The 21,164-nt window shown below is 49.8% G+C and carries 23 protein-coding genes and 1 pseudogene; 12 read left to right on the forward strand and 12 right to left on the reverse strand.

Features of this window, described 5'->3' with window-relative positions:
- Positions 1 to 329, forward strand: a pseudogene (locus NDA01_RS26370) (ISNCY family transposase); the annotation flags it as partial.
- Here NDA01_RS26370 and NDA01_RS26375 read toward each other — a convergent pair.
- The gene (locus NDA01_RS26375; RefSeq protein ID WP_348230324.1) at positions 312 to 965 is read right to left on the reverse strand and encodes a hypothetical protein; all 654 of its coding nucleotides are present in this window, start codon (positions 963 to 965) and stop codon (positions 312 to 314) included. The pseudogene NDA01_RS26370 and the gene NDA01_RS26375 overlap by 18 nt on opposite strands.
- Positions 966 to 2,040: 1,075 nt before the next feature.
- Between NDA01_RS26375 and NDA01_RS26380 the strand changes: the two genes are divergently transcribed.
- Positions 2,041 to 3,690 carry an FG-GAP-like repeat-containing protein gene (locus NDA01_RS26380; protein ID WP_348230325.1) on the forward strand — a complete coding sequence of 550 codons (1,650 nt, stop codon included), beginning with the start codon at positions 2,041 to 2,043 and terminating at the stop codon, positions 3,688 to 3,690.
- A gap of 7 nt (positions 3,691 to 3,697) precedes the next feature.
- Positions 3,698 to 4,171 (forward strand): HEAT repeat domain-containing protein, encoded by a 474-nt coding sequence (locus tag NDA01_RS26385; protein ID WP_348230326.1) that lies wholly within the window; start codon positions 3,698 to 3,700, stop codon positions 4,169 to 4,171.
- 222 nt (positions 4,172 to 4,393) lie between these two features.
- Here the strand turns inward: NDA01_RS26385 and NDA01_RS26390 are convergent, their stop codons facing one another.
- Entirely contained in the window at positions 4,394 to 4,603 is a 210-nt protein-coding gene (locus NDA01_RS26390) for a hypothetical protein (RefSeq protein ID WP_348230327.1), read from the reverse strand.
- Positions 4,604 to 4,630: 27 nt separating this feature from the next.
- On the opposite strand from NDA01_RS26390, the gene NDA01_RS26395 reads away from it, so the two are divergent.
- On the forward strand, positions 4,631 to 5,221 hold the full coding sequence (locus NDA01_RS26395; RefSeq protein WP_348230328.1) for a hypothetical protein: 591 nt from the start codon (positions 4,631 to 4,633) through the stop codon (positions 5,219 to 5,221).
- A gap of 347 nt (positions 5,222 to 5,568) precedes the next feature.
- The gene (locus NDA01_RS26400; RefSeq protein WP_348230329.1) at positions 5,569 to 6,414 is read left to right on the forward strand and encodes a helix-turn-helix domain-containing protein; all 846 of its coding nucleotides are present in this window, start codon (positions 5,569 to 5,571) and stop codon (positions 6,412 to 6,414) included.
- Positions 6,415 to 6,426: 12 nt separating this feature from the next.
- Here NDA01_RS26400 and NDA01_RS26405 read toward each other — a convergent pair whose 3' ends face one another.
- Together NDA01_RS26405 and NDA01_RS26410 are read right to left on the reverse strand one after the other, a co-directional pair.
- Positions 6,427 to 7,305 carry an SDR family NAD(P)-dependent oxidoreductase gene (locus tag NDA01_RS26405; protein WP_348230330.1) on the reverse strand — a complete coding sequence of 293 codons (879 nt, stop codon included), beginning with the start codon at positions 7,303 to 7,305 and terminating at the stop codon, positions 6,427 to 6,429.
- A 151-nt stretch (positions 7,306 to 7,456) separates the two neighbouring features.
- Positions 7,457 to 8,011, reverse strand: coding sequence for an alpha/beta hydrolase family protein (locus NDA01_RS26410; protein ID WP_348230331.1), 555 nt, complete (start codon positions 8,009 to 8,011; stop codon positions 7,457 to 7,459).
- 662 nt (positions 8,012 to 8,673) lie between these two features.
- Between NDA01_RS26410 and NDA01_RS26415 the strand changes: the two genes are divergently transcribed.
- Entirely contained in the window at positions 8,674 to 8,982 is a 309-nt protein-coding gene (locus NDA01_RS26415) for a GNAT family N-acetyltransferase (RefSeq protein WP_431193538.1), read from the forward strand.
- A complete protein-coding gene (locus tag NDA01_RS26420; protein WP_348230332.1) occupies positions 8,982 to 9,719 on the forward strand; it encodes a hypothetical protein in 738 nt (245 codons plus the stop codon). The genes NDA01_RS26415 and NDA01_RS26420 overlap by 1 nt, the downstream gene beginning before the upstream one ends.
- 1,384 nt (positions 9,720 to 11,103) lie before the next feature.
- On the opposite strand, the gene NDA01_RS26425 is transcribed toward NDA01_RS26420, so the two are convergent.
- Positions 11,104 to 11,946 (reverse strand): ADP-ribosylglycohydrolase family protein, encoded by an 843-nt coding sequence (locus tag NDA01_RS26425; RefSeq protein ID WP_348230333.1) that lies wholly within the window; start codon positions 11,944 to 11,946, stop codon positions 11,104 to 11,106.
- A 129-nt stretch (positions 11,947 to 12,075) separates the two neighbouring features.
- On the opposite strand from NDA01_RS26425, the gene NDA01_RS26430 reads away from it, so the two are divergent.
- Together NDA01_RS26430 and NDA01_RS26435 are read left to right on the forward strand one after the other, a co-directional pair.
- A complete protein-coding gene (locus NDA01_RS26430) occupies positions 12,076 to 12,339 on the forward strand; it encodes a hypothetical protein (RefSeq protein WP_348230334.1) in 264 nt (87 codons plus the stop codon).
- Positions 12,340 to 12,439: 100 nt separating this feature from the next.
- Positions 12,440 to 12,757 (forward strand): glycosyltransferase, encoded by a 318-nt coding sequence (locus NDA01_RS26435; RefSeq protein ID WP_431193535.1) that lies wholly within the window; start codon positions 12,440 to 12,442, stop codon positions 12,755 to 12,757.
- Between the two features lie 21 nt (positions 12,758 to 12,778).
- Here the strand turns inward: NDA01_RS26435 and NDA01_RS26440 are convergent, their stop codons facing one another.
- The 3 genes from NDA01_RS26440 to NDA01_RS26450 all read right to left on the reverse strand — a co-directional run bounded on the left by NDA01_RS26440 (position 12,779) and on the right by NDA01_RS26450 (position 15,591).
- The gene (locus NDA01_RS26440; protein ID WP_348230335.1) at positions 12,779 to 13,330 is read right to left on the reverse strand and encodes a GNAT family N-acetyltransferase; all 552 of its coding nucleotides are present in this window, start codon (positions 13,328 to 13,330) and stop codon (positions 12,779 to 12,781) included.
- Positions 13,331 to 13,650: 320 nt separating this feature from the next.
- Positions 13,651 to 14,817: an MFS transporter gene (locus NDA01_RS26445; protein ID WP_348230336.1), complete on the reverse strand. Its 1,167-nt coding sequence runs from the start codon at positions 14,815 to 14,817 to the stop codon at positions 13,651 to 13,653.
- A 36-nt stretch (positions 14,818 to 14,853) separates the two neighbouring features.
- Positions 14,854 to 15,591 carry an SDR family oxidoreductase gene (locus tag NDA01_RS26450; RefSeq protein ID WP_348230337.1) on the reverse strand — a complete coding sequence of 246 codons (738 nt, stop codon included), beginning with the start codon at positions 15,589 to 15,591 and terminating at the stop codon, positions 14,854 to 14,856.
- Between the two features lie 196 nt (positions 15,592 to 15,787).
- Here NDA01_RS26450 and NDA01_RS26455 point away from each other — a divergent pair, with 196 nt between their 5' ends.
- A complete protein-coding gene (locus NDA01_RS26455; RefSeq protein ID WP_348230338.1) occupies positions 15,788 to 16,114 on the forward strand; it encodes a winged helix-turn-helix transcriptional regulator in 327 nt (108 codons plus the stop codon).
- 14 nt (positions 16,115 to 16,128) lie between these two features.
- Here the strand turns inward: NDA01_RS26455 and NDA01_RS26460 are convergent, their stop codons facing one another.
- A complete protein-coding gene (locus tag NDA01_RS26460; RefSeq protein WP_431193536.1) occupies positions 16,129 to 17,145 on the reverse strand; it encodes a Rieske 2Fe-2S domain-containing protein in 1,017 nt (338 codons plus the stop codon).
- Between the two features lie 62 nt (positions 17,146 to 17,207).
- Here NDA01_RS26460 and NDA01_RS32045 point away from each other — a divergent pair, with 62 nt between their 5' ends.
- Positions 17,208 to 17,990, forward strand: coding sequence for a TetR/AcrR family transcriptional regulator (locus NDA01_RS32045; RefSeq protein ID WP_431193537.1), 783 nt, complete (start codon positions 17,208 to 17,210; stop codon positions 17,988 to 17,990).
- Here NDA01_RS32045 and NDA01_RS26475 read toward each other — a convergent pair.
- The 3 genes from NDA01_RS26475 to NDA01_RS26485 form a co-directional block, all read right to left on the reverse strand.
- On the reverse strand, positions 17,984 to 19,462 hold the full coding sequence (locus tag NDA01_RS26475; protein ID WP_348230339.1) for an amidase: 1,479 nt from the start codon (positions 19,460 to 19,462) through the stop codon (positions 17,984 to 17,986). The genes NDA01_RS32045 and NDA01_RS26475 overlap by 7 nt on opposite strands.
- Positions 19,459 to 20,271 (reverse strand): SDR family oxidoreductase, encoded by an 813-nt coding sequence (locus NDA01_RS26480; RefSeq protein ID WP_348230340.1) that lies wholly within the window; start codon positions 20,269 to 20,271, stop codon positions 19,459 to 19,461. Before NDA01_RS26480 ends, NDA01_RS26475 begins: the two co-directional genes overlap by 4 nt.
- A gap of 90 nt (positions 20,272 to 20,361) precedes the next feature.
- Positions 20,362 to 20,859 carry a DUF6653 family protein gene (locus NDA01_RS26485; RefSeq protein ID WP_348230341.1) on the reverse strand — a complete coding sequence of 166 codons (498 nt, stop codon included), beginning with the start codon at positions 20,857 to 20,859 and terminating at the stop codon, positions 20,362 to 20,364.
- 104 nt (positions 20,860 to 20,963) lie between these two features.
- Between NDA01_RS26485 and NDA01_RS26490 the strand changes: the two genes are divergently transcribed.
- Positions 20,964 to 21,164, forward strand: a complete 201-nt coding sequence (locus NDA01_RS26490; RefSeq protein ID WP_348230342.1) for a hypothetical protein — start codon at positions 20,964 to 20,966, stop codon at positions 21,162 to 21,164.

A 21,164-nucleotide genomic window follows, 5' to 3' on the forward strand; every position in this document is an offset into this window, starting at 1 on the left:
TAGCAGGGCGAACACGCTGGAAGGTGGAGAACGAGAATAACAACACCCTCAAGACCAAAGGCTACAACTTAGAACACAATTTCGGGCACGGAAAGCAGCATCTCTCCTTGTTCCTAGCGACCCTGAACATCTTGTCTCTGCTGTTCCACACGTTGCTAGGGTTGCTCGACCAGAAGTACAAACTGCTCCGCTCACACTTGCCCACGCGCAAGACCTTTTTTGATGATTTGCGGGCGTTGACCCGCTACCTGTATTTCGACAGTTGGGATCACTTGCTCACCTTCATGCTCGAAGGATTAGAGCTAGACATCTCACCCAATACCAGTTAAATTGCCATACTGAGAATTGCTGTCTTTCGGCGTTCCGTCAGCTTCTAGATAGGGTTGGTGTAGCGCCCGTGGGGTCTCCTGAATTGAGAAGTCAGAGGCCAGCGGCGACTGCCTCAACCGCGCCACGACCGCCTGTGCCGTTGAGCCCATCGACCGCGATTCGTTCATGGCCGCACCCGCTTGGTTCAGTAGTCCCTCAGCAAGGTCTTGCCGCACCTGGGGCGGGAAGAAGTTGAGTTCCCATCCCTGCACACTGGGGATAAGACCGGACCAGAAAATCGACCGTCCCCCGAAGTTCAATTGGGGTTTCTCGCCAATAAAGTTTTGCGAGCGGGAATCTCCCGCCTGCCAGAATGTGTCGCACCCAAAGTGTCTGGCAAGGTCTGCGTTTGGGAACCGGCAGATGTTGTAAGCATGGGTCGGATAGATGAACGACCCGGCTTCTACCACAAGGATTCGCTGCTGGGTGCCGAGGCGCTCGGCAAGGTCGTCAGCAAGGATACCGCCACCGATCCCTGAGCCCACGATCACGATGTCAAAATCGTCGCGCCCTCCCAGGTATTGCAAAAAGAGGCGTTCCTGAGCGACCGAAGCCGCCGAGACAAAATTTGTGTAGGTCGAGGGAGTAAAGGTCATTGCCTGCTTACTAGTGTGGATTGAGATAGCGTTCGATCGCTGGAGAAGGGTTGGTCATCAGCGTTGCCATCAATGAAGTCGCTCCAACCTGCTTATTGAGCTGGCGAGTGAGGGGCGTCTCAAGTTGACCTCATGTGAAAGCTATCGCTGGGAAGATTCACCCGATATCCCTCAGCCATTTCCGCATCCACTATCACTCGGTCTGATGCTATTTGACAGCACCCTTGAGGGTACTGTTTTTGAATGGTCATCCGTTTCGTCCCAGCTTGGCGAGGCAATCAACGGATCACTTGGGATTGGCTCGGCTTCACCTATTGTTGGAGGAGATCAAATTGTGTCTTTCCAGCGCAGTTGTTGAAGCAATCTTTGAAGTCAGTGCTTAAGACAACAGAAGTGGTAGCAATTGCTGGTCATTCAGAAGTATTTGTGGCGCAATCGGTTTGAGGGGTATCTGGAAACATATCGAACTACGGTAGACAAGCAGTATCCTTTCTAGACGGCGTGGGTGGGGGTTCATCAACCGGAAGGCAACCGATGATGTTCTGAGGGAAACCTGCGATCGCCTGGGGCTGCTGGGAGTTAGCAGTCCTGGTTGCACACATACGGATTTGATCTAGACGAGCAGCACTAAAATACGACTGCGCATGTATTGAGAAGCGACCTGGACGCCGCAGCGTGCAAATGTTTCAACGCTCTTTGAAAGTATCAGAGATCAGTTACAGAGGGCGATCGCGACTCTCAGTGTTTGCGTTTCTAAGGCACTGGTCTCGAAATTGGTGCTCCACTGAAGTGGTGTTGGAGGAGGTACAGCTAGAGAAGATTTTTAGCAGGTATTCCGTCCAGTACCAAGAGTACCCTCATGGGTACTCTTGGTACTGCTTTTCCCGTCTAGATTTGAGATATCGCACCTCAAGCTTGAGTCAAAGCCATCCGCTGATCCTAAGACGGATGGAATGAATAGCGAAGTTCATCGTTGAATCATTCGTAACGACATGTATTTTCCCGGTTGTAAGGGGACTGAACAATGATCAGAAGGAAGAGTGATTTTGATGGGGATGGGATCTCTGAGATCCCTGTGACTAGCCCCTGGGGTATTGGCTTTTTGAAGCTGTCGGGCAACCTCTTGACCTCACCTGTGATGGCTGCCAATGGGACTCGCTTCGGGGGCTGGTTGCTCAACACAGCCGATAACCGATTCGACCTAATGGCCGATTTTGATGGAGATGGGCGAACGGAGATTTTGGTTACCAGTCCCTGGGGCATGGGGGTTTTGAAGCAATCCGGTAACACCCTCACCGCCGCAATGATGGCTGCCAATGGGACTCGCTTCGGGGGCTGGTTGCTCAATACCGCCGATAACCGATTTGGCCCAGTCGGAGACTTTGATGGAGACGGCAGAGCCGAAATCCTGGTGACGAGTCCCTGGGGTCTCAGCATTTTCAAGCTATCGGGCAATACGATGACGGTCTCGGCGATCGCTGCTAATGGCACCCGTTTTGGGGACTGGCTGCTCAACACCGCCGATAATCGCTTCAGTCCGGTCGGAGACGTCGATGGAGACGGCAGAGATGAAATTCTTGTGACGAGTCCCTGGGGCATCGGTATTCTGAAGCTTTCGGGCAATACGCTGACTGCAGTGATGATGGCTCCCAACGGCACCCGCTTTGGCGGCTGGTTGCTCAATAGCGTAGACAACCATGTAGTCACAACGGCTGATTTGGATGGGGATGGCAGAGCTGAGATCGTCATCACCAGCCCCTGGGGCATTGGCGTATTGAAGCTGTCAGGGACTACATTATCGGCAGTGATGATGGCTCCCAACGGCACCCGCTTTGGCGGCTGGTTGCTGAACACGCTGGATAATCGGATTGGACCTGCTGCCGACTTTGATGGGGACGGCAGAGCTGAACTTTTGATCGCCAGCCCCTGGGGGATTGGGTTGCTCAAACTAGCCGGAAATACTTTCAACGTGCCGATGATGGCCCCCAATGGGACTCGCTTTGGGGGTTGGCTATTGAACACAGCGGACAACCACTTTGAGAGCTTGGTGGACTTTACAGGGGATGGTCGTGATGACATTCTCGTCACGAGTCCCTGGGGCATTGGTATCTTTCGGTTCACGGGAAACACTTTCAACGTACCGATGATGGCCCCCAACGGGACTCGCTTTGGGGGTTGGCTATTGAACACTGCTGACAACCGCTTTGAGCTGGGCGAGCAAACCCTGCGTTTGCACATCAAAGTTCTGACAAATCCCAATATCGCGATCAATCGCATGGTTGTGGCTATGCAGCAGGTTTATGAAGCCGTGGGCATCCGCGTGCACTGGGTGAGTACAGAAACGTTGAATTTGCCAGCCCTGAACGATGTTGAGGTGGGTGCCTGCACCATGGGATCAGTCACAGCAGAGCAGACCCAACTCTTTGCGAACCGCAATAACGCCTGGGGTCGTGATGTGGTGGTCTACTTTCTGCGCTCAACCGTTCCAGTGTTTAATGGCTGTGCCGCTCACCCTACGGGTCAGCCTGGGGCTGTCGTGGCTCAAATTGCCACAGTCTGGACACTCGCTCACGAGGTCGGGCATGTTTTGGGATTGAATCATGTAAGCGATAACAATCGATTGATGACTGGCAATGGGACTTCAAACATTACGAATCCTCCGCCTGACCTCGTATCGGTCGAGGTAAATTCGATGCGGGCGAACGCGTTGACCTTTGCAAGCTAAGGAGAAAATGATGCCAATTACCATGCAAGATGTTCGCTTCTATCTGGATGCGGAAGAAGTGAATTACAACCGGGCCAAGGAGCTCGGAGCCGAAGCCATTCCATTTTTGATGGCCCTCGTCCAAGGGGAAGACTTAGCTCTGGCTGCAAAAGCTACCTATCTGGCAAGTTTGATTCGGACCGAAGGGGCAGTCGCGATCCTTCAAACCGCTGCTGCTAGCCCGGAAGCGGTGGTGCGAGTTGCAGCTGCCTCAAGCCTTCGCAATCTTCCTGAGGTCCAGGCAGAACAGGTGCTGGACCAATTGGTGGATGACCCAGATGCCGGTATTCGAAAGGTAACACTGAACTCTGCGCGCCAATTTCGCTCGCTGGAAATAGAAGCGAAGTTGCAGCAGGTTGCTGAGACTGATTCGGAAGATTTTGTTCGCAATGCTGCAGCCAGTACGGTGAGGGTAATGCAAAGGAAACGGCAATTACCGTGAGAGAGTATGGGGACGACTGTCCCCATAGACCCGCATGACTGCAGTATTTGGGTTTGGAGAATGTGAGTGGTTAAGGACACTCACTTTGTATTCCGGTAGCCTTGATAACTTGCATCTCTATTTGCTGCCTTCAGGGTTTCTGGACGCGGTCATGCAATGCCCTGAGATGCAGACTATGGACTACAAAAAATCTTTGTTAAAGAATGAAGGCAGAGGACTCAGTCAGTTCGTCAAGTTGTGAGCGATCGCTCCCACGATGCAAAATTCAGGCCAAGCTGATATTGAGAAGATTTCTGGTTTTGGGTTGAGGGTTGGGTAAGGCGATCGCTGAGGTGAAGTGCAAGGAGCGATCGTAGTCCGAACTGAATCTGGCGCTGTAGTTGTGGGAAAGAAGTGATCAGCTAGGATGAAAGTTGTTTGCCGCCACTTCACAGAGTCGTCAGACCCTGAGTCCAGGTAATGAATTTAGATGCTTCTAGGAACCTGCAATTTCTGAGTGAAGCACAGTACTGGATGTATGGCCCCTGCTTCAAGATCCAGTTCTACTTTCAAGCGAAGCGCTGCTCTCCTACAGACTTTGAGAGCGCACTTTTGTCCGATCCAATGTTTTTTGCACCACCGCCATTGTCGTTGCCAATGCCCAAGGAGATGCCCAGCAGGTGTATCTTAGCGATAAGCAATGGAGCAAAACCGCTTGGCTTTATCTATTTTGGTGGAGATCAGGGTGATCATGACTACTATTACCTAGCAACCTATCCTCGACAGATTAAGCGGCACTGGGGAGAATTTCACTGGAACGGAAATGCTGATGATCCTCTCAGTGTAATCCAGCTTCATACTGAATTGGTTTCCTTAGTTCGTAGGCTCCACTCTCAGTTGAACTTCCATTTAGTGGTGGTGCGTGATGAAGCAGCACCTTGGTTCATGCCTCCTCATACCTCGCTCACTGGAATTCTGATCTATCACTGGTTGGCACAACAAGGAGATTTTGGAGCTTCAGAGTTTGTGGAGTGTTGCTACGCACTACTCCCATTGGACGCGATTATATAGTTCAGGCTTAATAGGTCCATCACCAGCGACCCAACAGAGGCTATATGAGGAAATGAAAGTTCTTTGCCCTGGGTGAGTAGGCTCTCTTGCCTTATGACTAAGCCAGCATCCTGCTCAATCGCGCGATCGGGAAAGCAGTAGCCAAGAAACTCCCAGGCTCCCACTCATCCTCGTTAGTCAGTTGTCCCAGTTTAGGACGTGAGGCGATCGCTTGCCAGAGTTACATGACAACTGGGCTGCGGCCTGTATTGCAAACGACACCTAAACAAGATCGTCAAGAGAAGGGATTTCGAGAAAATGGGATTTCGATACGATCAGGACAGTCACGTTTTCTGAAGCAGTGGCAGATGACGGATCAACCTTCCCTTTTGCTCAAAAAGGAGTGGCCAGACATTACGGTTGAGTATGGTCTGCTCGAAAGCGTGGGCGACTTTGAGTTTGCCATGCCCAAACACGCCATTAGTGTGGCCTTTATCCCGCACGATCGCGTCACCTGGTCCGTCGATGGTACTAAACAAACTACGGCGCTGCCTGCGGGCAGTGCCTTTCTCTATGGCGATCGCGAGTTCGTCTGGCATCATCGGGAGAAGGCGAGTGAGTATGTCACCCTTTACCTTGATCCTCAGTATCTGCAACAGACGGCGATCGAAACTGAACTGCCCGCAGAAACCAGACTGACGCATCGAGTGATTTTTCCCGATCCGACGATTACCCAGGTAGCTCATTGGTTCAAAGGCGAACTGCTGAATGAGGGATTGGGCGGAACTCTGTTTGCTCAATCGTTGAAAAACTTGCTGGCGGTGCATCTGTTACGGCACTACTGTGAATCAGGCACGCCACAAAAAAAGCTCGTGGTTCCAGGTCGGGCTTTGGACGCGGTGAAGCTGAAACAGATTCAAGATTACATTGAGGCGCATTTGTCAGAAGACCTAGCGATTGAAGACATGGCAGCGCTGGTTCCCATGAGCCAGTTTCATTTTGCTCGTGCCTTCAAAGCGGCAACCGGGGAAACGCCACACCAGTATTTGATTCAACGCCGCCCGGAACGGGCCAAAGTGTTGTTGACGGTGACGTCCTTAGCGATCGCAGAGGTTGCTTACCGAGTCGGTTTCTCCAATCAGAGCCACTTCACCGCTCACTTTCGCAAAGCAACGGGGGTGACCCCCAAAGAGTATCGGTTGCAGTGCGGTTAATCCAAGTCATGCTTAACCCAGACCACCGCCATCGACATTGAACGCCGCTCCTGAAACATAGGACGCTTCGGCTGAAGCTAGCCAAAGAACCGCCGCCGCCACTTCTTCAGGTTGACCCACCCGCTTGATGGGATAGGGAGCCACTAGCTGCTCTTTAGTGACCTGCCAATCTCGCTCAACGCGCTCCAGCATGGCAGTCTCAATCGCGCCTGGTAATACTGCATTGATGCGGATAGTTCTACCATATTCTTGGGCCGCCATTTTGGTCATGTGAATCACTGCGGCTTTGCTGGCACCGTAACCCACGATGTTGGGAAAGGCCCGTTGCCCTCCAATACTGGCCATGTTGATGATGGCTCCACTACCTGTTTTCAGCAGGTAGGGAATTTCGTACTTCATGCCCAAAAAGACACCCCGAGCATTGGTATTCATGAGGTCATCAAACTCGTCAGTTTTGGTCTCTGCGATCGCACTGGGGGGATAGTCGATACCTGCATTGTTGAAAGCAATATCTAATCGACCATACAGATTGACACAAGCATCCACAAAGGCTTTTACATCGGTTTCTTTACGCACATCAGCCCGCATATAGGTGGCTTCTCCCTTCTCCCGGCGAATCGAAGCTTCGACCTGTTGGCCCAGCACCTCGCGACGACCACAGAAAAAGACGTTGGCCCCTGCTTTGGCAAACATTCTAGCGGTCGCTTCGCCAATGCCTGAGGTGGCCCCAGTAATGAGAACCACTTTCCCCGCAAACTTGCCTGCTGAATCAACTGCTGTGGTGGATTGAGGCCGATTTTGAGCTTGTCCCTTGCCAGCAAAAGTGGTTGCCATACCGGCCAATCCGAAACCACCGATCGAAAGTATCCGACGACGAGGCAAACCCTTCATGGTGCTTCTCCAGTTTTAGTCTTTGTCTTCAACTCATCAATTTGACGGGGTGTATCCACCATCGATGACAGGGTTCTGCCTTGTCATCAATTGAGCCGTATCAAAGCAGAGCCAAACAACGGTTTCAGCGATATCCTGAACAGGCTGTAGACTAATTTTGTGCGGTCTTGGAATGGGACAGGGTTGCCTGGAAGTGGGTGACTAAGACATCCATCGCCGTCGAAACTTGGGGATCGCGATCGTAGAAGTCGAGGTGTTGTCCTTGAGTCCAGACTAACTGCTTTTTCCCACTGAGGGAAGCGTAGAAGCTGCGAGCATTATTCGGTAGAGCAGAACCCTCGCTGTGCACCATTAACGTCGGTGTTGTGATTTGAGGAGCGATCGCCATAGCATCAAATCCTTGCCATTCGGGCCAGGACATGACTGCAAAGCGGTTGGTCCACTCTGGAATCACACCGCGATCGGTGCTGCCGTAGTAGCTAACATCGCCCAACATCGCGGCATTGCGATCGCCCTGGGAATACGCTGGAACATAAGCGACTTGCCCTGTGCGATCGTACTGTTCACGCGCCGCCCGACCGATTGCCATCCGATTCCGCACTGTTGCTTCCCCAAACAAGGCGTTGAGCGAATCCACATCATGCAGCCAGGCGGCCACGGTGGCAAAGGATTTGAAGCTTGCATCTTCTGCAACGGCTTGTGCCATGTAGCCAGCGCTCGCACAGATGCCGAGACCACCCAGGCGATCGCCATCAATGATCGTAAAGTTTTCAAAAAAGTAACCGCATTCTTGATGTCCTGCACTTTAGCCGCAGGCGATTCGTATTGGCGGTGCACCCCGCCACTTTCACCCCAGTAGCGAAAATCAAAGGTGAAGGCAGCAAATCCGCGATCGGCTAAGCGTTGAGCATAGACCGCAGGCATTTGTTCTTTCACGGTTGTTCAAGCACCGGTCACGACAATCACAGGGAGTTTGCTACCAGATTTGTAGGAGATTGGCAGGTACAAGTTGCCCACCATCCGTTCACCCTCGCTCTGGAAGACAACGCGATTGAGTCCGGGTTTGAAAGATGCAGGTCGTTCGGCCCTCACTTGTCCAGGTTCACCTGTAATTGCAGTAGGATTTACTGTCTCTGACAGGGCAACAGGGAGAGAGGAAAGAGAAACGAGTGCGATCGTGCCAGTTGCAATTAGAGATTGGATGACATCCGTGGTTGGTTCCGCTGCTTGGGTTTCAATAACTCAAGAGTAGAAAAAGTTCTCTCAAACCTGAAGCCCGATTCTTGCGCGGCTTTATCAAAATTTTGCGGTTGTATTTTGCGTTAAAGCTGTGCCCATATAGAACCCACCCGACAGCCTTTCCCTAAGCTGGAGACAGCGCGGCTTTTATTACGGCAAACTACCCTGGATGATGCGGATGCCGTATTTGCAATTTTTGCTGATCCCCATGTCACTCAGTTTCATGATCTAGATACATTAACCCATGTTGAGCAGGCGATCGCGCTGATTAAACGACGCGCCAAGGAATTTGAGTCGGGACGCGGAATTCGTTGGGGAATTGCACTGAAAGCGAACCACAGACTGATTGGTTCCATAGGAACCAAAATCAGGAATCAGAAGCGTTCAATCGGTATTTACAGAAGAGTGATAGCGATTATTCAAGGAACACTGTATTGATGAACCGATATTTGAATTGCGCGGGAGCCACTGTCTTACTGAGTGCTAGCGTTGTCGCCTGGTCTCATCCTGCGATCGCTTCAACCTATCGCAGTAGCACTGATAACACAGTTGTCGTCTTGCAAGAAACCAGTCCTCTGTCTGAAAAGCCATGGGGCTACTATTTCACCAAGAGCGCGGGTCGTTCTTGGAAGGGCGATATTGCAATCTCAAGCAAGGCTGCAGGGGCTGGACAGACATTGTATACCGGGACATTTCAGGATCAAGTGATGGGGCCTGGAACGGCGATGAGTTGCACTGGCAAGATTCGCATCGCCCGGCAAAATCTGGGAGTGAGCAATCAGATTGGAGCCAAGGTGACCTGGCAAATCACGGGGGGCAGTGGGTGTCCTCAAGTCGGGCAGAGCGTCACACTTGATCTGGTGGAGTCCTTACCACGCCCGGATCGCAACGGTGACTTTACCTCAACCAACGCCAACACGTGGATGAGTGAGACGAATGGGAACGTCACCTGGTTAGCTTGGCGGGTCGTCTCAAGCGATGGCAAACTCAACTGCCGCACCAGTCCGAATGGTAGTATCCAACGGGTGTATACCAGCCGTGATCGGATTGAAGCAGAGACGCGTGGTGCCACTGCGTTTACGTTTTCTAATGGTGCCCCTTGGATGAGCACTCGTCAGGGTTGCTATGTGCGGGCGAACGCCCAGTATTTGCAACCGATTTCAATTCCCTTCTAAGCGATGCTCCCACTGCTGGGTGAATTGCTTTCACCCCTGCTGAGCCCTATGGGATGAGAAGGCTGTTCGCCTAATAGCTGGAGGTTTATACCTTCAGCTTTTTAGTATTTGCATGTAGCAGAGCCAGCTTATTTTGCCGAAAACATGGATGAATTGAGGCATTTTCAGCAATAATCTAGCTATTAATGCCTTAATTCATCGATGCGGAGACGTAGACCTGCGGGTGAAGCAGAACATCAGAGGCAACGGTGTTCGGTGCAAGCTATGTTAGGCGGCGTTGCTCACTCAGCTCTCACGAACATCTTGGGAAGCAACTCGTCGTCGGATGCGGCTGTGGGCGGGGAGAGCGACCTCAGCGACATCTCCCATTCGCACTCGTCCTCTTCGTCGAATGTGCCAAGCTCGCTGAACTCATCCTCGCCTCTTCCTCGTCAGGGAATTCGTGTGTCACCCCGTCCATATCGAAAATGTCGGCCGTCCCGTTGGTGAAAACGCGCAAGCGCGCCCAGTTCAAATTTGGGAAATGCCCCCACATCAGCCACCACTGAATCTGTTCAACTGCTTTCTGACTCACCTCATATACCTCTATTAACCGTGCGCAACCGAGCTGCCTAACAGCCTTAAGTTGAGCGGACGGTGACGCAAAACAAGCGCGATGATAGTGTGACGATTCGTGCCGCTCCAATGAATCGTTAGATCTTAGTAAACTAGAGCCTTTCACTAGAAAAGTAACTAAACCTCAATCCAAAGTGCTTCTTCAGTTTTTCTTACTCTCAAGCATTTCTTTTGGCTCTGAAACAGCATCCAATTAGAATAACGGCAAAGCCAAAAATATAAAGCCAGAATCCAGGCTCTGTATGACAAGGGTAATCCACGGTCCTATGGAAACCTACCGTAGCCAGAAGAAAAGACCCCAGCATCCAAAACAGAACCGTCGGAAAAAGCATAACTAAAAACAAGACAAAATATTTGTTGATACTAACCCTGCTCGAAAAATAGCTGGCAAACAAAAAACAGGTTGCAAAGGAAAGACATAAAAAATACAAATAGTAAAAAGTTACATTGCCTCGTTTCAACCAGGCAATGTAACTTAGCTCCAGACTAAAACTGTCACCTAGATGGTCGCATGAGAACCATTTCATGAAAAGCGAACAAAACAAGATGGACATTCCAGTGATTGGCAAAAAATTTATCAACTTGCTGGCAATCGTTCGGTTCATTGCTAAAAGTCTTTAGTCCAAGCATTTAGGAGAAGCAAGAAAACTGTCAGAAGACTCAGTACCGCTAGTAGTCTAACGGTACAGTTGAGTCAATACAGATAACTTTGTGATTCCAACTGATCGATTTTGATATTCGGCTCCAACGCCGAGTTAGCTGAGGGCAATCACCGCTGAACTTTGTCTAGCAGCTTAACATCCAGATCACAAAGATAATCCCGTCCGTATGTCTCGTTCTCCAACCCATCCACTAAATGCTGCGGTAAATCTTGGGTGACCTCCTGGCTACAACTCCCAGCCGCCAACGCGATTGTTGCCACCGTGTCAACATCGCCTCCAAAACGAACACAATCTTGCAAAATGGCACTAAGGCTTGTGTGACGAAGCACTGCTGTCACTGCTGCTCTGACACTCATCCATCCTTGAGCACCCACTTCGCCTTGCCACGGCTCATTCCACTGATACCCAGGAACATGGCTATCAAGAAACTTCCCTAATGCTGACTTAACGCCCAAGTCATACAGAAAGTAATGCGTCATCAAAGCTGAGGCTTGGGCTGCACTAATGCCAGCAGGGGTATTATGAGTCACCTGAGCTTGAATCGAGGCTCGTTCTAACACCTCTTCTACGGTTGCAAAAATACCAACTGAACCTGCTCTCATCGCCGCCCCACTTTTGTCACTGTTGGGTTGGATGTTAGCCAGGAACTCTTCGCCAGTTTGAGTCTGCTGTAGAAATGCATAAAAGCGCGAAGCATAGCCTTCACGAGGGTCGCGATGAAAGACTTCAACAAAACGATTAGCAAGGTGTAGAGGTGTCCAACGATCGTCTGCCACAATCGCTTCTGCGATCGCTATACTCATTTGAGTATCGTCAGTATATTGACCAGGGCGTGTGCTGTATCGGGGGTGTTGGAGGTAGCCTGATAAATCATTACGTTCCAGAACTCGTTTTGAGACATATTCAAATCCAGCGCCGTATGCATCCCCAATCGCTAACTCCAATAACATATCTACCTACCCTCAGATAACCGATACTCAGGTTGCCCTTTCGATCATTACAGATCAGCTGCTTACATTGCTACTACGCCACTTTTGTGAAAGTTCAGGGAACAATGCCTGAACTAGAGTTACGCCCCTTTGAATGAAACGATTGAACGAGATTTGATGTCGGATCTGGAAGTGGGAATCTGGCTGAAGCGATTTTGGGTGGAGAGTACACAAGCCGCGATCGATCTGCTTTTAGGAACGGCACTCATGGCAATGCGTACCATTCTGGAAGGACATCACGAGCTTAACTATCCAGAACAAGTAACGCAGTTGATTCTCAAATCTTTGGGAGTGAGCAATGATAATGTGGGTGCGATCGCACTCAAAGCTCTCAAGCCTTTTCCAGAGGAGTAATCTGTTGATTGCCAGTGGTATCCCTACGTAATCTGATTAATTCAAAAACTGCTTGAAACGTCAAGAAATCCTGAAATGTGATTAATTGGGAGGAAAGCAAATGAGCCGCATTGTTGTCACAACGTTGGGAACCCTGGGGGATCTCCATCCCATGATTGCGATCGCTCTTGAACTGCGGCAACGGGGGCATGAGGTGATGTTTGTCACACATCAAGTGTATCAATTCAAATTGGCAGCATTGAGCTTTGAGTTTCATCCCATGCGCCCCAATTTCACCGCCATGAACGACCCGCAGGAAATGGCACGGATAATGGATCTTAAAACAGGGCAGGAATACATGGTGCGCCAGTGGGTAACTCCCAGTTTGCGGGAGATGTATACCGACTTGCTTAACGTTGCTGAAGTTATTAAAGATTAACCGATTTGCTATTCATGTTCATTAAACAGGGCGTTCCCAGGGTTCGCCATACTGGCGATAACCCACTTGCTTAAAGGCAGAAATCATTCGTACATTCACGACAGCCGTATCGCAGAATATTTGCCAGACTCCGATCTCTTGCAATATCCGTGTTCCTTGAGACAGAAGATCGTTGGCAAAACCAAACCCTCGATACTCTGGCACAACTCCCATGTAGTAGATAGTTCCTTCCTCTAAATCTGCTTTGGCACAACCATTGAATGTCACTGGAAGAACCACGCCTACAATGTCCCCACGCTCGTTAATTCCAAACTGCCACCAGTCATCTTGATACGAAAAATCATCTCTGGCTGAATTCAAAAACATCTCGACCGCTGTATGGGGATCATTGTCTGATGCTCTCCTTTGATCACTCGTATCTATGGATAAAGCCATGATACGGGCAATAACTGGTACTAATTGATTGCCATGCTTTACTTTGACTGGCTCAAAGGTCAATCGCGGTGGAACTTCAAGCAGTGGCTTTGGCTTTTCCCAAACGAAGGGTACTTCTAGAAAAGTTTGCTGACTCATAGGCAATCACAACCATATTGGTGAACTGTTTGCTCATTGAGGGGGATCAAGCGGTTTGTTTGTAACCACCTTGAAATTAAATTAAACCGCCGATCGCTAGTTGAATGGACCTCATCCGAGTACACTTTGCTGCGTTGCTCCTTTGGCAAGCTGGATGGAAATCATCATGGACCCTCCTTCGCTGCCACTGTTTCAAGCGATCGCCCAAGCACAAGATGAAACCGAGTTAAGGAGAGCAATGAAGGCAAAACTGGGTGTATATTTTGCTGCCACTCGCTGGGGATTGATGTTTCTAGACCAGCTTGCCACTGTATACGTTTCTACCGCCAGCGCCAACCCAATCCCAGTGCGACCGCCCCCATTGCAACCATCAATCCCCCTGCCAGTCGATAGGTGACATCTAAGCCAACGGCTCCACTCAAAGGTTGACTCAGAATCGGTGAAACAAACTGACCGAGGAAAAATGCAGTGGTCAAACCACCTAACACTCGCCCTCTCAGGCTTCCAGGAGTAACAGAGGTGAGGCAAACATTCATATTAGGCATCAGTAACCCTAACCCTGTTCCGGCGATCGCCAATCCGACTAAGACCATGGCATAGGTGGGTGAGACGCCGATCACGAGATAGCCAACTGCCATCGACAAGAATGCGATCGCATAGATACCCATATATGAAAGCCGAGTTTTAATCTGCTTGTAGGCGATCGCGCTCCCTGCACTGAATAATGTGGCGAGGGCAATGGCCAATCCGCTCTGTGATGCATTCGCATTCACCAATTGCTTTAAGTAAAACGGCAATTGGACCGGAATTAAATAAAATACAATCTGCGACAGAAATGCAGCACCATAGGTCAAGGCTACAACCTGCCACGGAAAAACGTCAGTGGCATCTATTCCCGAATTTTGAGCATCTGCTGCCTGGTTAGGCTCTGGTAGAACAAAGACTACAAGCGGCAAAATCAAGAGGGCCAGTAGATAAATCAGGAATGGCATTCGCCAGTTCACATCTGCCAAGAATCCGCCCAGTGATAGAAACAACACTCCACCTAAGCCCATGAAGGCTGCCTGAAAGCCGAGGAATTGGGCACGAACAGCTCCAACGTAATAGTCGGCGATGAGAGCCGTAGCGGTAGTCATAATGCCTGCTACGCTCAGTCCCAAGAGCACTCGCCCGACCAAGATCAGGCCAAGATTGTTCAATACGGCTCCAGAAGTACCTGCCAAGCCATACAACAACACAGCGAACGCCAGAAGGGGTTTCCGTCCAAAGCGATCGATTACCGTCCCTACTAGCGGAGCACCAAGCGCAATGAATAACGCTGGGGCAGTTAAAACAAGCCGTACCCAGTAGTCCGCATTGGGGGTGGCGGCGAAGTGGTCGCGCATGGCAGGCAGAGCTGGGGCGATCGTCGCTCCTGCCATGACGGTGAGGCTACTGCTGAGGAGCAGAGTGGCTTTGACGAGAAAAGAATTTGTCTTGAGGAGCATGGTCAGAATCAGTGAGGGGGCGAACCGAAATTAAGGTTAAGTGGATACCATTTCTGCCATCCACTTCTCAATCGCTTTCGGGTCTTGCAGTAATTGTGCTTGCATTTTCTGTGCCTGCTCACCTGGGTAAACATCTTCAACCTCATCCACGACGGCCTGAAGTGCTGCCCGCACCACCTCTTCAGGCGCAACTTTTGGGGGTGGAAAGTGTTTACTCATTCCGGCGTCTACCGTTCCGGGCATGACTCCAACCACCAACGTTTTCTGTGAGGCAAGTTCAGCTCGAATGCCCTGTGTCGCCAACAGAGCCGCCGCTTTCGAGGCACCGTAGGAAGCATTCAGCGGAAAATTGACCTTTGCCAGCATCGTTAGCATATTCACGATCGCTCCTCCCCCATGGGCTTTCAAAACTGGAGCAAACGCCAGACACATCCGCAACGTCCCGAAGTAGTTGACTTCGATCTCCGCTCGCATCTGGTCAAAGTTGGCATCTGGGACCAGCCGCTGGTTAAACCCCACTCCCGCATTATTGATGAGGAGATTTACATCCGAGTATGCCTCAGCTACCTCTTTGACCGAAGCTTCATCGGTAATATCCAATGAAATTGGAATAATGCGAGCAGGGTCGGCTGCCGCAATATCCTTCAAACTATCTGGATTACGGGCACCTGCATAAATACGAGCAGCTCCAGTTTGTTGTAAGCCTTGAATATAATATTGCCCGATGCCACCGTTTGCGCCTGTCACTAAGGCGATCGCACCTTGAACCTGCATTCTGGCTTGTCCTCGTAGGGTTTGGGATTGGTCATTAGCTATTCGTCATGGATCATGCATCATGAGTGGTTTGCCACTACAGTAAGCACGCTCACAATCAACGACCCATGACCATGCTCAGGGTATACTCCTCCTACCTTTTTCGGAAGTACTTACTTTTTTGTAAGCTCCTTCAACGGATGGGAAAGTAACATAGATGACCAATGAATCGGCTCAAGGCACTATATTTGTGCAAACCACCTTGAAAGTATTAGGTGGTAAATGGAAAATTCTCATTCTGTGGCATCTCAAAGATGAAGCAAGGCGGTTTAGTGAACTAAAGCGATTGATGCCAGAGATTACAGAAAAGATGTTGATTCAACAATTACGAGAATTAGAGAGAGACGGAATTGTCAACCGAAATATCTATTCAGAGGTGCCGCCTAAAGTAGAATACTCGTTTACGGAATATGGTCTAACCCTAAAACCTGTTTTGCAAGTACTCTGCAACTGGGGAGAAAATCATCTCAAGCATATTGAGTGAAGCCAAGTGAGCGGTTATCTGGAAAGATTAGGTTCTACAATATTGGGAAAACTTTCAAAGTTACGGCGTACCCAATCCATTCCAACTTCATTGTTGAGTTTGATCTTTTGCGGTGCGTTGGGATAAATCTTGCCCAAAATATCAGCGTCCTGATCAATCACCACCTTACCGAATTTGAGATAAGTTTTACCAAACACTCTAAAAGCAGGATGTTTCGCTTGACCAAAAAGCAGGATGTAAGTCCGAGTGCGATTCTCGGCTTCTGGCACAAAAAAATGGCACTGTGCCGCCTTTCCTAATGGCATCTCGCCATGAAAGATGACCAAGGATGGAAAATGGTTTTCCAGATGTGCTTTGATTGCAGTAGGGAGTAAAAATAAATCTGGTTTTCTCAGCTTCTCTGCCACGGTGTAAGGTGCAGTAGGCATGTCATAGAATGCATGAGAATTTAGCCCATTATCAATAAACTGCTGAAACTCGACATCAGTGATGCGAAACAGATCCCGATGAGTGCCGTTCTGATGGTTGTAATCATGCATATTCAACAGCATGGTTAGCAGATCTGTTTCAACACTGCGATCGCCCGTATGCCCCACAAAGTCGTATTTCTCTGCAATGTCATTCATCACAGTAGGAAGGGGAATCTTTGGTTCGTGCCCACCGTAAGACCAGATGAAATCACCTTGAATGATGAGTTCTAGGGGGTTTAATAGAGGCAATGTTTTTTTACCGGAACCCGGTAAAACTGTGCAACCTGTCGCATCAAAGGGCAAAGCATGGAATGGGCAAACAACGGTACTTGTGCCATCGTTACGCACTTCACACCATCCTTCCGAGAGCATCGCCCCCATGTGAGGACAAGCGTTCGGCAATGCATAGACTTCTTCCGTCGAATCCTTCCACATCACATAGTCAACACCGTATAGAGAAACCTTTCGGGGCTGATTGGCCTGCAACATCGACTTGTGCGCCAACAACCAGGGCGCACCAGGAAGCATCATTCGCGCAAGCGTGGACTGGTCTGTTCGCATAGCATCCTCCAATGATAAAATCATGAAAAATCTGTCACGTTTTAGCTTGTAGAATTCAAAATATGACAGAACATTCACGTTCGTCAAGCTCCCAATCATCTATTAATCTGCGTCGTCAGCCTAAACAGCAACGGGGCAAGGAAAAAGTTGAGAAGATCCTGGATGCGGCGGCTGCCGTTTTTGATGAGGTGGGCTATGACGCCGCAACAACTCACATGATTGCGGCCAAAGCAGGAACGGCGGTTGGTTCTCTTTATCAGTTTTTTCCAGACAAAGCCGCGATTTTTAAGGCAATGGAGATCCGCCATTCAGAACGCGTGAAAGGGTTTTGGTCGCAAGTAGACATTCCAACCCTAGTGCAAGTGCCTCTGCGCCAAATGATTCATGTTCTCGTTGAGTCGGTTGCAAAATTGTTTGAGCAACCTGTATCGCGTGTCGTATTTGTCCAGTTTTATCTGGCCCCTCAGATCTTCCAGTCAATCGACGAAAGTATGACCCAAGATGCGATCGCTTTTATGGCAAGTATTCTCAAGCACCGCAATCCTGCTTTATCAGAGGAACTGCACGATTTGCTGGCAGAAGTCTGTGTACACAGTAGTAATGCCGTTATCCTGGCAGCACTCCGCAACCCCGATCCAGAGCATCGCCAACGCTTAACGCAGCAGATTGAGGATTTGATGGTGTCATATTTAGAGCCGCATGTGGGCGATCGACAGTTGGATCATGTAATGAAAGTAATGATGTGCCTTCACTGTCAATCCAACCAGTTATCGAAAAATGGCTATCGTCGAGGCAAACAGTGTTATCTCTGTAAGAATTGTGGCAAGCAGTTTGTCGCTCAATAGCCGGATGGCGATCGAAAGCCACCAATCACAGCATCAATTTGTTGAGCGATCGCGACTAATTCCATCTCTCTCCACCGCTTGCCTATAATCTGCATGCCAATTGGTAGTACATTTTGCGTTTGCCCCATGGGAATGACGATGACTGGATGTCCGCTTAAATTGAACGGCATGGTGTACGCTCCATTGGCAACTCCGTATGGGTAAGCTCTGCTATCAACCTCAACCGCACTCCAAGCGGGACGATGGGTAAATGCAGCCGTTGCAGCCACGGGGACTAACCAAACATCCCATGATTCCAATGCCGTATCCAATTGAGCTATGAAGCGATCGCGCTCGGTCAGCGTTGCAAAATATCCCTTCAAACTGGGATTGAGGAGTTCTGGCAGAAAGCGGCTGAAGTCTCCTAATTGTCTGAGTTTCTTGTCACCTTGGGTGGCTGTACGAGCAATCAACTCTAAACTGCGTCGGAGGTTGTAGCGATCTCTTGGTTGAGCATAGGTATTGTTATAAGCTGCAACTCGCATGTACAGGTTCAACATCTTTGAGATGTCAAACTCGTAGGGCAGCCAGCGTTCTACCTTCGCCCCTGTATTTGCCAGCGTTTGAGCCGCTTTCTGCATGGCGGTTCGGATATCAGAGGCGACGGGAACTTCACTCCACTGATCAATCCAGGCAATCTTGAGATCAGACAATGCTTTGCCTGAAGGCGCATCTAGGGGAACTGGAGGAACATCTGGACGGCGCACGTCTGCCCTAGCAATCAGCGAAAAGCAAAGCCGAATGTCTTCTAAGGATCGCGCGAAACATCCAACGGTCATCATCTGTCGAACACACAAGGGCAGACCCGGAACTTCAGGAATCATGCCTGCGGTGGAAATGCGACGGTCAGTTGATTTGAGTCCATAGACGCCACAGAAGTGAGCCGGTTGACGCACAGACCCGCCAAAATCATTGCCCAGATCGAGGGGTGAAAGACCTGCTGCGATCGCGGCGGCACTACCCCCTGAACTTCCTCCAGACGTGTAGACTAAATTCCAGGGATTGTTGACTGGCGGAAACAGAGAATTGGTGCTTTGGTAATCGGCGGCGAGTTCTGCCATGTTGGTTTTTCCCAGGATAATCGCTCCCGCTGCTCTCAGTTTGGCAACGACTGTGGCATCCTGGTGGGGAATGTAATCTCGAAGGGGAATATAGCCTGCGGTTGTGCGGAGTCCAGCCGTCTCAAAAATGTCTTTGATCGTGACCGGAACGCCATGGAGTGCGCCCCAATCTTCACCTTTTGCAAGCGCTTCATCTGCCTGCTTAGCTCTAGTTCGGGCATTTTCTCCATCCAGGGTGCAGATGGCATGCAGTTTCGAGTTGTGTTGAGCAATTTGTTCCAGATGAGCGTCCAGAAGTTCGACCGCAGAAGTTTGGCGATCGCGAATCATTTGAGCCATGTCAGTAGCGGACTTAAACACAATCTCGTTCATAATATTTCCTCTAAATTCAGTGAAATGCTTTTCCTCTCCTGGTTATCCTTTTTGGCTAATTGGCTTAAAAACTCATTCCAGCCAACTTTGCCGTACTTCTGATCAGGACAAAGCTGTGCTCCTGTCCGAAAGGCTTGGGCGATTTTGCCAGGAATGGGAACTTCGACAACGCTCCGTTTCCGTCCAGTTACTTTGAAATAAACTCTAGCAAGATCGGCTGCTGTCCAAATTTCGGGTCCACCAATATCGTTCACTCGTCCGGCAGGTGCAGCAAGAGCCAGTTCAACTAGGCGATCGGCAACTTCACTTGCTTGAATGGGCTGGAGCAGAAATCCCTTGGGCATGAGCATGACCGGGAGGCGATCGAGCGCTTGAATCAGCGTCAATACAAACTCATGAAACTGCGTTGCTCTGAGGATTGTCCATCTAGTGGAGGACTGTTCAATCATCTGCTCAACTTCAAGCTTCATGCCGTAGTAGGGGTAGAAGGGATTGCGATCGACTCCAACGATCGAGACATAAACAATGTGAGAAACCCCTGCCTGTTCTGCCGCTTGAAGCAATCGACTCGTTCCTTCCACATCGACTTGGCGTGGATTGGTGGGGCTAGAAGCGCAATGAATAATGGTATTAATTCCTTCGACTGCCTTCTCCAATCCCTCACCCGTCAGCAAATCTCCTGGAACGGTGCCGAGACGTCCACTACGACTGAGAATCTGAACGTTGCAACCAGCAGTTTGTAGGCGATCGACCACTGGCGAGCCGAGAGAACCTGTCCCTCCTGTGACCAACATTTTTAATGCGTTCATTCTGAACCCTCCTGGTGCGGTGGAAGTAAGGACTTCAACGTGTTTTATTTACCTGTTAAGGGTTTTCAAAGCCCCAAATATTTAATAAAGCTAGCTTTGATATTGGGAATGAGCCTGTTTCATATCCTCATAAAGCCACACCATGCGGTCAATAAACCACAGTTTGCTCAGGTAAACGAGAGCGCATCCCAACAGAGTAAGACAACCATCAAGGGTGACCAATCCCCAGACCACAGCCACCATACCCATCACCGAAACCAGGCTTAGGATATTGGGAACCTGTTGATGGTGTAAAGGAACAGGAACGGTATCTCGGTTTAACCAGACCCGTTCACCCAATACGCCTTTAGAAGCCCAATGATGGGTAGATTGAGGTTTCGCAAAGATGCGGGGATTAATCCACATCCAGAGTAGGGCGATCGCGATGGGAGCTAATGACCCCCAACCCAGCCAGACACGGCTCCAGATCGCCAAAATTAGAATCGGCAGGACAGTGAAACGAGTCCAAACACTCCAGGGATTGGCATGACGTGCCCAGGTTTCCTCATCCATGTGAAAAGTGTTGGCAATCTTATGTTCTACAGTCATTGTTATTGTCCTCCTCAAAGTCGCAAGTTCTCTTCTAACCAAATCCAAACTTTCTCTTCAGCAAGCAAAGCAACAGTTTGCTCTGTTTTGGGAGTTATTCATGGTTGTCATTTTCCGATTCTTCTGTTTATGTTCATTTACACTCTGGCTCCTACCTGAGCCAAATCCAGCATGAGTTATCCCAAGTTCTTGGGATGCATTGCATCGAGATAGTTGTGAGCGATCGCAGGCGTCAAATATCTCAACTGCGCCGCTTGTTGAAAAAACTATCGGATGTCCTCAAGGAGCGAGAAGCTGATCAGTAA

The sequence above is a fragment of the Trichocoleus desertorum AS-A10 genome (genome assembly GCF_039962155.1).
In the GTDB taxonomy this organism is placed as follows: Bacteria; Cyanobacteriota; Cyanobacteriia; order FACHB-46; family FACHB-46; genus Trichocoleus.

Bases quoted from the DNA above. Each gene is read 5' to 3' on its own strand.
- NDA01_RS26420 (WP_348230332.1), top strand. From the start codon at position 8,982: ATGAACCGATATTTGAATTGCGCGGGAGCCACTGTCTTACTGAGTGCT.
- NDA01_RS26440 (WP_348230335.1), bottom strand. From the start codon at position 13,330: ATGAGTCAGCAAACTTTTCTAGAAGTACCCTTCGTTTGGGAAAAGCCA.
- NDA01_RS32045 (WP_431193537.1), top strand. From the start codon at position 17,208: ATGACAGAACATTCACGTTCGTCAAGCTCCCAATCATCTATTAATCTG.
- NDA01_RS26385 (WP_348230326.1), top strand. From the start codon at position 3,698: ATGATGCCAATTACCATGCAAGATGTTCGCTTCTATCTGGATGCGGAA.
- NDA01_RS26395 (WP_348230328.1), top strand. From the start codon at position 4,631: ATGAATTTAGATGCTTCTAGGAACCTGCAATTTCTGAGTGAAGCACAG.
- NDA01_RS26405 (WP_348230330.1), bottom strand. From the start codon at position 7,305: ATGAAGGGTTTGCCTCGTCGTCGGATACTTTCGATCGGTGGTTTCGGA.
- NDA01_RS26475 (WP_348230339.1), bottom strand. From the start codon at position 19,462: ATGAACGAGATTGTGTTTAAGTCCGCTACTGACATGGCTCAAATGATT.
- NDA01_RS26445 (WP_348230336.1), bottom strand. From the start codon at position 14,817: ATGCTCCTCAAGACAAATTCTTTTCTCGTCAAAGCCACTCTGCTCCTC.
- NDA01_RS26425 (WP_348230333.1), bottom strand. From the start codon at position 11,946: ATGTTATTGGAGTTAGCGATTGGGGATGCATACGGCGCTGGATTTGAA.
- NDA01_RS26455 (WP_348230338.1), top strand. From the start codon at position 15,788: ATGACCAATGAATCGGCTCAAGGCACTATATTTGTGCAAACCACCTTG.
- NDA01_RS26485 (WP_348230341.1), bottom strand. From the start codon at position 20,859: ATGACTGTAGAACATAAGATTGCCAACACTTTTCACATGGATGAGGAA.
- NDA01_RS26400 (WP_348230329.1), top strand. From the start codon at position 5,569: ATGACGGATCAACCTTCCCTTTTGCTCAAAAAGGAGTGGCCAGACATT.
- NDA01_RS26480 (WP_348230340.1), bottom strand. From the start codon at position 20,271: ATGAACGCATTAAAAATGTTGGTCACAGGAGGGACAGGTTCTCTCGGC.
- NDA01_RS26375 (WP_348230324.1), bottom strand. From the start codon at position 965: ATGACCTTTACTCCCTCGACCTACACAAATTTTGTCTCGGCGGCTTCG.
- NDA01_RS26460 (WP_431193536.1), bottom strand. From the start codon at position 17,145: ATGCGAACAGACCAGTCCACGCTTGCGCGAATGATGCTTCCTGGTGCG.
- NDA01_RS26435 (WP_431193535.1), top strand. From the start codon at position 12,440: ATGAGCCGCATTGTTGTCACAACGTTGGGAACCCTGGGGGATCTCCAT.
- NDA01_RS26450 (WP_348230337.1), bottom strand. From the start codon at position 15,591: ATGCAGGTTCAAGGTGCGATCGCCTTAGTGACAGGCGCAAACGGTGGC.
- NDA01_RS26410 (WP_348230331.1), bottom strand. From the start codon at position 8,011: ATGGCACAAGCCGTTGCAGAAGATGCAAGCTTCAAATCCTTTGCCACC.